Genomic DNA, 12,874 nt, shown 5'->3' with positions numbered 1-12,874 from the left:
TACTACCTTGGTACTGGCTGACTGGTACTTTCTACATATTCCCCTCCCTCCGATCGGTTTCTATGCTGGCACTACCTGTATGGAGTGCCTTATGCGTCAGCGTGTCCGTTACGGATTGATCTATCTGCTAACCCTCGCCGCAGCGACCTTGCTGGCGCCCCAAAGCCATGCCGCCAATGAGGAGATGAAGGTTCAAATCGGCTACCTGGCTTTCATCCCAGACCTAGGCCCGGTGCTGTCGAACATTATCCCCGAACCCCGTGACGCCGGACTCCGCGGCGCTGAACTGGCGATCATCGACAGCAATAGCACCGGGCGCTTTCTCAATCACAGCTACACCCTGCAAACCGCCAACGCCGACAGCCCGCAAGCCTTGCTCGATGCCGCGCAAGCGCTTCACCAGCAAGGCCTGCGGCTGTTTGTCGTCAACGCCCCCGCCGAAACCCTGCGCCAGCTCAGTGCCGCCCTGCCCGACAGCCTTCTGTTTAATGCCGGTAGCGCCGATGACAGCCTGCGCAGCACTGCGTGCCTGAACAACGTGCTGCACACCCTGCCGAGCCGGGCCATGCTGACCGACGCCTTGGCCCAGTTTCTGACCGTGAGGCGCTGGAACCGCTGGCTGTTGATCGTCGGCCAGACCCCGGACGACCAAGCCTATGCAGCCGCCCTGCGCCGCGCCGCCAAACGGTTCGGCCACACCATCGTCGCCGAGAAAGCCTGGAGCTTTGACAACGACCAGCGCCGCAGCGCACAGGCCGATATGCCGCTGTTCACCCAGACCACCGAATACGATGTGGTTCTGGTCGCCGATGAGCGTGGCGACTTTGGTGAGTACGTGCCTTATCAAACCTGGTATCCACGCCCGGTGGCTGGCACCCAAGGGCTGACGCCCGTAGGCTGGCACAAGTCTGTGGAAACCTACGGTGCAGCGCAGCTGCAAAAACGCTTCGAAGCCCTCGCCGGGCGCTGGATGAATGATCGGGATTTTGCCGCATGGATGGCCGTGCGCAGTATCGCCAGCGCAGTGAACAAACTGCACCAGACCGACCCCATGGTCATTCGCCAGGCAGAACTGAGCGACCAGTTGCCGCTGGACGGCTTCAAGGGCCGCAAACTCAGCTATCGCGCCTGGAACGGTCAGCTGCGGCAGCCAATCCCTATTGTTCAACCCCGGGCGCTGGTCAGCACTTCACCCCAGGACGGCTTTCTGCACCCCGTCACCGAACTCGACACCTTGGGCTACGACAAGCCCGAAGTAACCTGCCATTTCCAGTGACTTGCCTCTAATAATTCCAAAAAAAGGACCTCGCCATGCGTCGCACCCTGATTGCCTCCGCCCTGCTCCTTGTCATGGGACAAAGCCTGGCGGCCACAGCCTTTATCTCCAACGAAAAGGACAACACCCTGAGCCTGATCGATATGGAGACCCTGCAGGTCACCCAAACCCTGCCCGTGGGGCTGCGGCCCAGAGGGTTACTGCTTTCCCATGACAATAAGCTGCTGTATATCTGCGCCAGCGACTCGGACCGCGTGCAAGTCATGGACGTCGCCACGCACAAGATCATCAAAGAATTGCCCTCCGGCAAAGACCCTGAGCAATTCGCCCTGCACCCCAATGATCGCTGGCTGTATGTCTCCAACGAAGACGATGCTTTAGTCACGGTCATCGACACCGAAACCTCCAAGGTCCTGGCGCAAGTCGATGTCGGCGTCGAACCTGAAGGCATGGCTGTCAGCCCTGACGGCAAGTGGGCGGTCAACACCAGTGAAACCACGAACATGCTGCATTGGATCGACACCAGCACCCAAACCCTGAAGGACAGCACCCTGGTGGATCAGCGACCACGGTTCGTCGAATTCAACAAGGACGGCTCCCGCCTGTGGGCCTCGGCGGAGGTCGGCGGCACGGTCAGTGTGGTTGATGTGTCCACCCGCAAGATCCTCAAGACGCTGACCTTCCAGATCAAGGGCGTGCATCCGGATAAGGTTCAACCTGTGGGCATCAAGCTCAGTGCCGATGGCCGCTATGCCTTCGTCGCACTGGGCCCGGCCAATCACATAGCCGTGGTCGACGCCAAGACGCTTGAGATTCTCGATTACTTGCTGGTGGGCCGCAGGGTCTGGCAGCTGGCCTTTACGCCAGACCAGAGTCAGTTACTCGCCACCAATGGCGTGAGCGGCGATGTATCCGTCATTGATGTGAACAGCCTCAAGGTGACCAAGTCGATCAAAGTCGGCCGTTATCCGTGGGGCGTAGTTGTCGCCCCATGAATGCCCTTGAAGTGGATGATGTCAGCTTCGCCTATGGCGCCAGAGAAGCACTGCGGCATGTGGCGTTCAGTGTCGCGCCCGGACATTTCGCGGCGCTGCTTGGCCCCAACGGGGCTGGCAAGTCGACCTTGATCGCGTTACTGACCCGGCTCTACGACCTGCAACGCGGCGAAATCCGTGTGGGCGGCTGCTCGCTTCGTCAGGCCCCGCGCCCGGCCTTGCGCCAGTTGGGTGTGGTGTTTCAGCAAAGCACCCTGGATCTGGACTTGAGTGTCGAACAGAACCTGCGGTACCACGCCGCACTACACGGGATGTCCCGGCGTCAGGCGAACGGTCGGATCGACGAGGAATTGGCCCGCCAACAGCTGACTGAACGGCGTGGTGAGCGGGTCCGTGAACTCAATGGCGGTCACCGCCGCAGGATAGAAATCGCTCGCGCGCTGTTGCATGAACCGCGCCTGCTATTACTCGATGAAGCCAGCGCCGGCCTCGATCCGGCCAGTCGCCTGGCGCTCAATCGCCATGTGCGTAGCCTGTGTCGCGAACACGGAATCAGCGTGCTCTGGACCACTCATTTACTCGATGAGGTCCAGGAAGAGGATGACTTGTTGATTTTGCACCAAGGGCGTCTGGTAGCGTCGGGACAGGCTGCGGCGGTAAGCGCGGAGCATGGCGGCGACCTTGGCGACGCGTTTCACCGGCTGACTACGGCACCTTCGTTACACGCCGCGCCCGCGACAGGAGCAAATCGATGAGCGTTTACTGGCACTGTTTCAGCGGCATCGTTCTGCGCGAATGGCTGCGGTTCATTCTGCAACGCACGCGCTTTCTCAGTGCGCTGGTACGCCCCCTGCTCTGGTTGCTGGTATTCGCTGCGGGCTTTCGCGCCGCGCTGGGCATCGCGATCATCGAGCCCTATGACACCTACATCCCGTATGAGGTGTACATCGTTCCGGGGCTGTCCTGCATGATCCTGCTGTTCAATGGTATGCAAGGTTCGCTGTCGATGGTCTATGACAGGGAAATGGGGAGCATGCGCGTATTGTTGACCAGCCCTCTGCCGCGCGCCTTTCTGCTGGCCAGCAAGCTGCTCGCCACATCGTTGATTTCCTTGCTCCAGGTCTATGCCTTTCTCGCCATCGCCTGGGTCTATGGCGTGCACCCCCCCGCCTGGGGCTTGCTGGCGGCCTTGCCGGCGATGTTGCTGGTGGCGCTGATGCTAAGCGCGCTGGGACTGCTGCTGTCCAACGCGATCCGCCAATTGGAGAACTTCGCCGGGGTCATGAATTTCGTGATATTCCCGCTGTTTTTCCTGTCCTCGGCCCTTTACCCACTGTGGAAAATGCGCGAAGCCAGCGAGTGGCTGTATTGGCTGTGTGCGCTCAACCCGTTCACCCATGCGGTAGAGCTGGTGCGCTTTGCCTTGTATGAGCGCTTCAACCCGCTAGCGTTTGGGGTATGCGTGGGTCTGTGCCTGCTGTTTTCGCTGCTGGCAGTGCTGACCTTCAATCCTCAGCACGCGGCGTTGCGTCGGGCAACCTGAGCCGACAGCGTTCAAATACAGGTAAACCAGTACTTTAGTACTGGTTTACCTGTCTATCGTCGCATTCACAAAGCACCGTCGGTGACATGTAATGCCACGATAACAAGAAAGGAAACACCCTATGCCGTGCGTTCTACGCCCTGTACTCCACCCTTCCCTGGCGGCGCTTATTTTGACGTTAAGCCTGGGTCTAAGTGTCGCCCAGGCACAGACCCCGTTGTTTTCAGCCGACGGGTATCGCCTCACGTTGTATCGCAGCCCTACTCCCGATCACGTAGAGGGTGCTCATATCATCGACACTGAACACTTGCAGACACTACTGCAGCAAGCTTCCAGACCGGTGCTGATCGACGTCTATCGCAGACAATGGCTGGAAGGTCGGTTTATCGACGACGAACCCCACGCCAACCTCCCCGGCAGCCATTGGCTGGCCAACAGCGGCGACGGCGAACTCACCCCGCAATGGCAGGACTATTTTTCGCGAAACTTGCAAAAAGCAACGGCTGGACGCAAGGATCAGCCTTTGGTGTTCTATTGCCGCGCCGATTGCTGGCTGAGCTGGAACGCGGTAAAACGAGCTTCTGCATTGGGCTACAGCGATCTCTATTGGTACCGCGATGGTCTCGATGCCTGGCAGGCGGCCAATTTACCCGTACAGCTGGCCCAACCCGAACCCTTTCCCTGAGCAACAGGCCCGCCCCCGCGCCACACCATAATCAAAATAACGAGGTGAAAGGCTATGTATAAAATTCTGATTGCAGACGATCACCCTCTATTTCGCGAAGCCATCGCCAATGTCATCAGCGACGGGTTTCCGGGCAGCGAAGTGATGGAAACGGCCGATCTGGACAGCGCGCTGGCACTGACCCAGACCCATGACGACCTCGACCTGATTCTGCTCGATTTGAATATGCCTGGCATGCACGGTCTCAATGGCCTGATCAATCTACGCAACGAGGCGCCCACAATTCCGGTGGTGATCGTGTCCGCCGAACAAGACAAACAAATTGTGCTGCAAGCCATTACCTACGGTGCGGTGGGCTTTATCACCAAGTCTTCGCCACGGGCGCAAATGACCGAAGCGATAGAGCAGATTCTTAACGGCAATGTCTACCTGCCCTCGGACATCATTCGAGCACAGAGGCCCGGCACCCGGCGCAGCATGAACAACACACCCAGCTTCCCACCTGAGTTGCTACAAGCCCTGACCCGCAAGCAATTGCTGGTACTGGAACGCATGACCAAAGGCGAATCGAACAAACAGATCGCCTATACCCTGGAAATTGCCGAAACCACGGTCAAGGCCCATGTCTCGGCGATCCTGCGCAAACTCAACGTGCATAACCGCGTCCAGGCGATTCTCAGCGCCGGGGATATCGATTTCGCGGCCTATCTACGACGCTGATCAAACTGTCGATCGGCCCAGTAGATGGCTGATCGCGGTTTTGAGCTTCATCGGCCGCACCGGTTTGTGCATCAGGGTGTGGCCCAGCTCACGCATTTGCAGCTTAAGTTCATTACTGTAGTTGGCAGTGATCATCAGCGCTGGCAAGGGTGAGCCGCGTCGAGCGTTGATCGTTGCCACCGCATCGACGCCATTCTTGTCATCGTCCAGGTGGTAATCGGCAATCAGCAAGTCCGCGTCGGCATGGTAATTCTCTACCTGCCGAGCCAGGTCCTGCTCAGAGAGTGCGGTCACCACCTGGCAGCCCCAGCTTTCGAGCAACGTGCGCATGCCGGCGCAAATTGCCGCATCGTTGTCCAATACCCAGATACGCGCACCTCGCAGGCGCTCCATCATCGGTTCGGTAATGCACGCCTGCTCGAGCGCCTTGGGTGCACTTAGGGTCACTGGCACCTCGATGGAGAACATTGAGCCCTTGCCGGGCCAGGAACGCACGCTGACCTTGTGCCCCAGTATGCCCGCGATTTTTTCGACAATCGCCAACCCGAGCCCGAGCCCGCGATCCTGATTCGGCCGTTGCACATCGCCGCGTTTGAACTCCTGGAAAATCTCCTCCAGCTTGTTCTCGGCAATACCGATGCCCGTGTCCCATACCTCGATAGACAGGCGCTGGCGATGCCGACGGCACCCCAGCACCACGCGGCCGGTGGTGGTGTATCGGATGGCGTTGCTCAGCAGGTTGCGCAGAATCCGCGCCAGCAATTGAATATCGCTGCGTACAAGCACCGAGCAGGGCACGAACTCTAAAACCAGGCCCTCGCTGCTGGCAATTTGCGCGTACTCGACGGCCAGGTTGTCCAGCAGTTCGCTCAGAGCAAACGGTGCGATATCGGCCTTGATTACACCGGCATCGAGCTTTGAGATGTCTACCAGTGTGCAGAGCAAATTTTCCACGTCTTCCAGCGAATTGCTGACATTACGCACCAGAATCGCATTGGCCACCGGCTCGCGTCGCTCCAGCAAGGCACTGGTAAACAGGCGTGCGGCGTTGAGTGGCTGAAGCAGATCATGGCTGACGGCGGCCAGAAACTTGGTTTTCGACAGGTTGGCCTGTTCGGCTTCGAGCTTGGCTTCACGCAGGCGTAACTCTACGCGACTGCGTTCGTCGATCTCGCGCAGGAGCTGACTGTTGAGGGTGGTCAGCTCGGCCGTGCGTTCGCGAACGCGTAGTTCAAGGTTCTGGTAGGCCTGGTGCAGGGCTTCGGCGGTACGGCGGCGCTCGGTGATATCCCGGATCAACACAAAAATACCGACCACTTCGCCACTGGCCAAACGGTTGGGCACGTAGGAGCGCAGCATGTATCGCTCCTGATTGTTGATGTTGATCTCTGGGCATTCAAAGGTCACGCTCTCCCCCGCAAGGGCGCGTTCAACATAGGTTTCCAGGCGCTGATAATGCTCTTCGCTGTGAACCTCGCGCAGGCTCTGTCCGAGCATCACGCCGCGCGGCCAGCAGTACCACTCCTCATATACCTTGTTGGTGAACTCATAGACCAGGTCGGCGTTCAGGTAAGCAATGAGCGCGGGAACGTGGTCAGTGATCAGGCGAATCCAGCGCTCGCTTTCGCTGAGGGCTTCAGCATGCTGATAGCGTTCGGTGATGTCGGTGAAGGTGTTGACGAAACCGCCAGTCGGCAATGGATGCGTGCGGATTTCAAGGACCCGCCCGTCGAACAACCGCTGTTCCCGCTCATGGATCACTCGACCGTTGGCGTCACGGCTGGCCGGTGTCAGCAGATCCAGCTCGCTGTCAGCGATCACCTCGGCAAAAGGCCGATGCGCGGCGACCGGAGCCAGCCCGCTCAATTCCAGAAAGCGACGATTCCACAGTTCCAGAACCCCATCGGCGTTGACCATCGCCACCCCCTGAGACAGGTTATCGACAGCCCTCTGCAGCAGGTGCGACTTCTGCGCGACGGCCTGTTCGCGGCGCACGGTTTCGTTGACTTTGACTTCGGTGATGTCGGTAAACAGGATCACCCGGCCGCCCTCTCGGGTAGGTCGCTCACTGACCTGCAACCAGCGGCCGTCGTTCAGACGATACAACAGATGCTCGTCAGCGCTGTGCCGAGGTTCTTCGATAAACAGCCCGGTACTGGCCATCAGACGCTTGACCTCGGCCAAACGCATACCACCGATGATCCGCACCCGACTGTTGACCCAGAACGCTTTGAATCGGCTGTTGAACAGGACGATGCGCTGGTCCTCATCAAACAGCACGAACGCATCGGAAATACTTTCGATCGCATCCACCAAGTGCTGGTGGGCCGTTTCAGCACGCAGGCGGGCCTCGCTCAGCAGGTAATTACTGGCCTTGAGTTCGGCCATCGCGTGGTTCAATGCATCGGTGCGTTCCCTGACCTGTTCGGCCAGGACCACCGAATGCTGAAAGGCCGCATAGGAATCATTGCCACGCGCGGTGCCGGACTCGACCCGTTCAATCAGGGCCGTGTTGATCCGCTGCAGCTTTTGATTATCCCGTTGCAGTTGTGCGATGTGCTCGAGCAATTCAGCGGGGGAAGGAGGCTGCACGGTTCCGTCCGATGGCAACGCCGGTGAAGGTCTGGTTGATGTGCATGCCATTGAACTGTTCTCCGTAGGTGTTGAAACCTATCACCCGATGCTCGCGCAGGAAGTCGCCAATCTGCTGGACGCTGCCATCGGCCTCCAGCTCCATGCGCCGCAGAAAACAGTCGCAGCCAATAGTCAGCAACAACGAACCCAAGCGATCCTGCAAGCCATCGAACAGGCCCTGCAGATTGGGCAACAACGGACCTGGGGTCATGGCAGTGAGCACAATGCCGTTCTCCACCGCGCAGTAAAAACTCAGGCTCAGGTCATGGTTGACCTGTTGAATCGCCCTGACGTAGTACTGATCGTTGATCCGAACGGCCAGTGGGTGCGCAGCAAATATCCGGTGATTGAGCTCGGCCACCGGTACCCCGATGATCTGCGCATACTCCTCAGCCGCAGGCTCGGCATTAAGCTCGTAAACCCGGCGCATGGTGCTGTCGGCACGGGTGACCACGAGCTTTTCCGCACGCGGCAAAATGTGGTGCGTGGTGAAAACTTCGAAGTCCAGCCAGGTATTGACCAACAGCACCACGGCGGCGCCGCTGTGGAATTCGCCGCCGAAATATACGTGAGTGTGGGTCAGGTAATTATCGTCTCCGGCAGAACCACCGAAGTGCGGGATATCGCCCAAGGCTGCACTCAGCGCGGCGAGGACCATCTCCTCGCGGCTGGACAGGCCGTCGAGCAACGTCAGGGCGAAACTGTTGCCTTTGATCGGCGCCAGGGTATTGCTGCGACAGTCGCCAACCAGTCGCTCGACCATTTGCTGAGCGTCGATCAGGCTGAAGCGTTCCATTTCATCAATCAATTCGGCGGCAATAGAGAAATGCCGATGATCAAAGCCTATCGCCGTCACACAACCACGGCCGTAGCCCTCGGGAGTGATTTCGCCGGCGCTGGTACAGCCGACCACGCGAATACCTCCAAAGCTTTGCTGCAAGGCGGCACCCAAGGCCTGTAAATCGTATTCAGCCGAGCAGAAGAACAACACGAAGCCCAAGTGCGGATGCAACAGCTGTCGCGCCAGTTCCTGCGCGACCTCTTGCGCCCCGGTTGCCATCGACATCGCGCTCACTACGCCGTCGGTTTGGGCTTGCTGCATATAGTCGCCTCCCGAAAGTGCGTTGTCTGATAGGCCAGTCTACGAATACTGGACCCGGCCCCGTATCCTACTTGGGTAGTGGGTAGCCACTCCGATAGGATGAGACCGCGACATTCAGGCACTCACTCCCACAGTAGAGTGGACGTACACTGTGGGAGTTGGCACACCGTAACCACTACCAGGTCAAGACAGCGCCCACGGCAAAGGTGTTGGTGGTTTCGTTCAGGGCGGTGGTTTCATGCCCTCTGATTTCAAACTGGTTGTACTCGACGACCAATTGGAGGCTGCTATTGACGTCGTGAAACAGCGCGATACCACGCGTGTCGTAATTGGCGCCGGAGCCTACTACGCCGTTGCCATCGTCATTGGTCTTGCCGTATGACAGTGCCAGTCGGTTTTTGCCAAGTTTGTAGGAGCCCTGCATCAGGTAGCCAACGCTGTCTACTTCACGCAAAGTCGCCTCGCCAGCGTTATTGGTGAAGAACGGGTTGATACCCTTGGCCCGAAACCCAGAACCGGTGAGCGTCACGCCACCCATCTTCGCCTGAACCCCATAACCCAACCCTTTTGACGTCACCGAAGCAACGGTCGAATCGGTATTGTCAGAGGTTTGATAGCTACCGTTGACCCAGCTGTACACCTTTGCCCCGGCCGCATCGAACTGGTAAGTGACCTCGCTCTCGGTCCGCGGATTATTCTGGTAAGCCTTACCCAGTGCGCTGCTGTTATTGGTATCCACCGGATCCATGATGCCTACAGCTACTCGCAGCCCGTCCATGATCGGCGAACGGTAGGTGATCTGCGAAGTGGGAAACGGATAGGGGTAGCCGGTGCCGATGTTGCCGAAAGACACCCCGCCACCGTCTACCAGACCCAGGGTATCGCTGACCTGACCATAGCCGGAAAGCATTTCGTCCAGGAGGATATTGGAACGCGCAAACAGGCCAAAATCCTTACCAATCAGGACCTCCCCCCACTCTGGTTTGGCGACGGTGCCGTAGAATTGACGAACGTCGATAGCCGTAGCCGTGCCATTGGTCTGGCTGTCGTTAATGGTGACCCAAAGCGACGCCCGTGCGCCCAACTTCAGATCATCCACTTGCTTGCCCATGTTGAAACCAATGTAGTTGGGCAGGAAGCCCATCTTCACTCGGGCCTGACTGCGATCGTATTGATCGCCAGGCCGGTCAACTTTGCTGTTCACGTAGAAGGTGTTGACGTAACCGTCAGTGGAAAATGTCGTCTGGTCCTTGTCATATAACATGATCTCGGCGTTGGCCAGTTGGCTCAAACTGAGGGTGGACAGGCCGGCAATAAGCACAGGCAGGAATCGACGTTGAGAATTCTTATTGTTGTGCATGGCGCGCTCCGCAACAGGGACGAGATGTCGGAGGCGATTATCAAAAGGTCTGGCCCACAGCCATACGCTGCCTTGGCCGCAATGTGTCAGTGCTTTAGATTGGCGGGTAGAGCCCGCCCATCACGGTGTAAGACTACCGTTACAACCGGGATCTAAACTTAAGTACTGCACCTCGCGCCCAACCCGGTCGGTTCTCGGCTATAAGTGCGGCTCGATGAAACCAAACCGGGGCACGACGGGTCATTGATAGTCGTCAGTTGCGTCATTGAGTCTGAGTTTTCACAACGCCAGCCTGGCAGGGCTGGTGATACAGCAATCGGGTTACAGCGCTGCTTTCCTGATACTCACCGCTATTGCCGCAGTGGCATTTCTTTTACTATGGCTGCCATGCCCGAAACGTTGAATTGGGCTCGGAACAGCCCCTCCAGCCTGCCGATAAAGTCATCCCGATTACCTCGCGATGCTCAATTTCCGTTATCTCGCCTTTAGCCTCACGCTTGAGTAAAAACAATGCCTGCATTCGATCCAACTACGGTCATCTGGACAGTGGCCGCCCTGGCAACCTGCGGGATCATCCTGCGCCCATGGCGAGTACCTGAGTATGTCTGGGCGGTGTGTGCCGCCGTATTACTGACGGGTCTGGGGTTCATTCCGCTCCACTCGGCCCTGGCGGCGATGGCTAAAGGCAGCGATGTTTATCTGTTTCTGATTGGCATGATGGTGCTGGCTGAACTGGCGCGTCAGGAGGGACTCTTCGACTGGCTGGCCATGTATGCAGCGCAACACGCCCGGGGGTCGGGACAACGACTGTTCGACTTGGTGTTCCTGGTCGGCACGCTGGTGACGATATTTCTATCTAACGACGCCACTGCCGTGGTGCTGACCCCTGCCGTTTACGCAGCGGCCAAAGCGGCCAAGGCAGAGCCTCTGCCTTATCTGTTCGTTTGCGCCTTCATCGCTAACGCAGCAAGCTTTGTATTGCCCATCTCCAACCCTGCCAACCTGGTGGTTTTTGGCAGCCACATGCCACCACTGATGACCTGGCTGTGGCAGTTCACCCTGCCCTCCATCGCGGCGATCGGCCTGACCTATATTGTGCTGCGCTTCACCCAGCGCAATCATCTTCGCAAGCCGTTGGAAACCGTCATCACCCTACAACCCCTGTCGAGTGGCGCACGCCTGACCGCATTCGGCATCGTGCTGACTGCGGTGCTGTTGCTGTTGGCATCGGCGCTTGACCTGCAATTGGGTCTGCCGACCTTCTGTGCCGGGCTCGCGACGGCGAGCCTCATCCACTTACGCCAGCGTCTGAACCCGCTACCGGTGCTCAAGGGCGTTTCCTGGGGCGTACTGCCGCTGGTGGCAGGCTTGTTTGTATTGGTCGAGGGGCTGGCGCAGACAGGCGTGATCAATACCCTGGCGCATGCATTGGCGTCCCTGGCCAAAAACTCCACCCTCCAGGCGACCTGGGGTGCCGGGATCATCGTGGCTATCGCCAGCAACGTGGTCAACAACCTTCCAGCAGGCCTGATCGCCGGGTCGGTGGGTCAGATCGATCATCTGCCCACGGCCATCACGAGTGCACTATTGATCGGTGTCGACCTAGGGCCAAACCTGTCGATTACCGGCTCGCTGGCTACGCTGCTGTGGCTTATTGCCGTGCGCCGCGAAGGCGAACACGTCAGTGCTATCGACTTCCTGCGTCTGGGCATTCTGGTGATGCCGCCCGCGTTGATCGGCGCATTGGCGGCGTTGTCACTCAGTGGCGTCTGAGGCCCGGCAAGGCCTCAGCCGACAGGACGATTCCGTCACCTATCCAGGACACGGCAACTACTCAGATCGCTGCCCGGGCAAAATCCGCTTCAGGGTGTTGTCGCCCACCCAGTAATGGTGAAAAAGCCCTGCCGCTGCATGCAACCCGATCAGCCAGTAACCGGCACTGCCGAGCAACTCATGCCAGTCCTTGAACTGACGCGCCAATGCTGGATCGACGCTGACCGGAGCAGGCAGCACGAAATCGAAATAAGGGATCGGTTTATCCCCGGCACCTAACATCAACCAGGCGAATATCGGCGTAGCGATCATCAACCCGTAAAGCGCCAGATGCGTCAGGTGCGACAGGCCGATCTGCCAGCCTGGTGGACGCGGCAAAATGGGCGGACTGGGTTTCAAACGGGCCAGCAACCGGACCCACACCAGCGCGAAGATCGCCAGCCCGAACAGTGAATGCAGCCCAAGAAACATCCCCTTCAGCGCATGCCCTCGCGGCAAGAGCCCCTTGATTTCAATACAACTGTAGACACCGACGAATAGCGCCAGCATCAGCCAGTGCAGAGTGATCGATAGTTTTCCATAACGTTGCGGCACTGCGCTGTTGTTCATGAGCGGACCTCTCAAGTGTCGTGATGTGCTGCCCGAGTCATTTGGGCTATCAGCACCTTGGCTGACGAGTCTTAAGCCAGTCTGAAGACTGACCCGATACGACCTTAGACGTACTTGGACGAACCTTCAGACTTCGCTAAGAATTGACGCCGATACTCTGAACCTGACTACCCACGG

General features: G+C 58.5%; 11 protein-coding genes. 7 read left to right on the top strand and 4 right to left on the bottom strand.

The window, feature by feature from the left end; all coding sequences use genetic code 11:
* Window positions 1-91: 91 nt before the first annotated feature.
* The 6 genes from RHM55_RS00230 to RHM55_RS00205 all read left to right on the top strand — a co-directional run bounded on the left by RHM55_RS00230 (window position 92) and on the right by RHM55_RS00205 (window position 5,219).
* Window positions 92-1,276, top strand: a complete 1,185-nt coding sequence (locus tag RHM55_RS00230) for an ABC transporter substrate-binding protein (RefSeq protein ID WP_322178975.1) — start codon at window positions 92-94, stop codon at window positions 1,274-1,276.
* A 35-nt stretch (window positions 1,277-1,311) separates the two neighbouring features.
* On the top strand, window positions 1,312-2,271 hold the full coding sequence (locus tag RHM55_RS00225; protein ID WP_322178974.1) for a YVTN family beta-propeller repeat protein: 960 nt from the start codon (window positions 1,312-1,314) through the stop codon (window positions 2,269-2,271).
* Window positions 2,268-3,026, top strand: a complete 759-nt coding sequence (locus RHM55_RS00220; protein ID WP_322178973.1) for an ABC transporter ATP-binding protein — start codon at window positions 2,268-2,270, stop codon at window positions 3,024-3,026. The genes RHM55_RS00225 and RHM55_RS00220 overlap by 4 nt, the downstream gene beginning before the upstream one ends.
* Entirely contained in the window at window positions 3,023-3,814 is a 792-nt protein-coding gene (locus tag RHM55_RS00215) for an ABC transporter permease (protein WP_219059926.1), read from the top strand. The genes RHM55_RS00220 and RHM55_RS00215 overlap by 4 nt, the downstream gene beginning before the upstream one ends.
* Window positions 3,815-3,935: 121 nt before the next feature.
* Window positions 3,936-4,499 (top strand): PQQ-dependent catabolism-associated CXXCW motif protein, encoded by a 564-nt coding sequence (locus RHM55_RS00210; protein ID WP_322178972.1) that lies wholly within the window; start codon window positions 3,936-3,938, stop codon window positions 4,497-4,499.
* A gap of 54 nt (window positions 4,500-4,553) precedes the next feature.
* A complete protein-coding gene (locus RHM55_RS00205; RefSeq protein ID WP_322178971.1) occupies window positions 4,554-5,219 on the top strand; it encodes a response regulator transcription factor in 666 nt (221 codons plus the stop codon).
* Here RHM55_RS00205 and nahK read toward each other — a convergent pair whose 3' ends face one another.
* From nahK to RHM55_RS00190, 3 genes are all read right to left on the bottom strand, one after another.
* Window positions 5,220-7,862, bottom strand: a complete 2,643-nt coding sequence (gene nahK, locus RHM55_RS00200; RefSeq protein ID WP_322178970.1) for a hybrid sensor histidine kinase/response regulator NahK/ErcS' — start codon at window positions 7,860-7,862, stop codon at window positions 5,220-5,222.
* A complete protein-coding gene (nosP, locus tag RHM55_RS00195) occupies window positions 7,789-8,955 on the bottom strand; it encodes a nitric oxide-sensing protein NosP (protein WP_322178969.1) in 1,167 nt (388 codons plus the stop codon). Before nosP ends, nahK begins: the two co-directional genes overlap by 74 nt.
* Before the next feature lie 175 nt (window positions 8,956-9,130).
* Complete coding sequence (locus RHM55_RS00190; protein ID WP_322178968.1) at window positions 9,131-10,315, bottom strand: porin; 1,185 nt, start codon at window positions 10,313-10,315, stop codon at window positions 9,131-9,133.
* A 510-nt stretch (window positions 10,316-10,825) separates the two neighbouring features.
* Here RHM55_RS00190 and RHM55_RS00185 point away from each other — a divergent pair.
* Window positions 10,826-12,088 (top strand): arsenic transporter, encoded by a 1,263-nt coding sequence (locus RHM55_RS00185; protein ID WP_322178967.1) that lies wholly within the window; start codon window positions 10,826-10,828, stop codon window positions 12,086-12,088.
* Window positions 12,089-12,145: 57 nt separating this feature from the next.
* On the opposite strand, the gene RHM55_RS00180 is transcribed toward RHM55_RS00185, so the two are convergent.
* On the bottom strand, window positions 12,146-12,697 hold the full coding sequence (locus RHM55_RS00180) for a cytochrome b (protein WP_322178966.1): 552 nt from the start codon (window positions 12,695-12,697) through the stop codon (window positions 12,146-12,148).
* Between the last annotated feature and the right edge of the window lie 177 nt (window positions 12,698-12,874).

It is taken from the genome of Pseudomonas sp. MH9.2 (assembly GCF_034353875.1).
Classification (GTDB): Bacteria; Pseudomonadota; Gammaproteobacteria; order Pseudomonadales; family Pseudomonadaceae; genus Aquipseudomonas.
The sequence above is the reverse complement of the archived record's forward strand: the minus strand, read 5'-3'. Positions and strand labels throughout refer to the sequence as shown.

Bases quoted from the DNA above. Each gene is read 5' to 3' on its own strand.
- RHM55_RS00190 (WP_322178968.1), bottom strand. From the start codon at position 10,315: ATGCACAACAATAAGAATTCTCAACGTCGATTCCTGCCTGTGCTTATT.
- RHM55_RS00225 (WP_322178974.1), top strand. From the start codon at position 1,312: ATGCGTCGCACCCTGATTGCCTCCGCCCTGCTCCTTGTCATGGGACAA.
- RHM55_RS00210 (WP_322178972.1), top strand. From the start codon at position 3,936: ATGCCGTGCGTTCTACGCCCTGTACTCCACCCTTCCCTGGCGGCGCTT.
- nosP (WP_322178969.1), bottom strand. From the start codon at position 8,955: ATGCAGCAAGCCCAAACCGACGGCGTAGTGAGCGCGATGTCGATGGCA.
- RHM55_RS00230 (WP_322178975.1), top strand. From the start codon at position 92: ATGCGTCAGCGTGTCCGTTACGGATTGATCTATCTGCTAACCCTCGCC.
- RHM55_RS00205 (WP_322178971.1), top strand. From the start codon at position 4,554: ATGTATAAAATTCTGATTGCAGACGATCACCCTCTATTTCGCGAAGCC.
- RHM55_RS00220 (WP_322178973.1), top strand. From the start codon at position 2,268: ATGAATGCCCTTGAAGTGGATGATGTCAGCTTCGCCTATGGCGCCAGA.
- RHM55_RS00180 (WP_322178966.1), bottom strand. From the start codon at position 12,697: ATGAACAACAGCGCAGTGCCGCAACGTTATGGAAAACTATCGATCACT.
- RHM55_RS00185 (WP_322178967.1), top strand. From the start codon at position 10,826: ATGCCTGCATTCGATCCAACTACGGTCATCTGGACAGTGGCCGCCCTG.
- RHM55_RS00215 (WP_219059926.1), top strand. From the start codon at position 3,023: ATGAGCGTTTACTGGCACTGTTTCAGCGGCATCGTTCTGCGCGAATGG.
- nahK (WP_322178970.1), bottom strand. From the start codon at position 7,862: ATGGCATGCACATCAACCAGACCTTCACCGGCGTTGCCATCGGACGGA.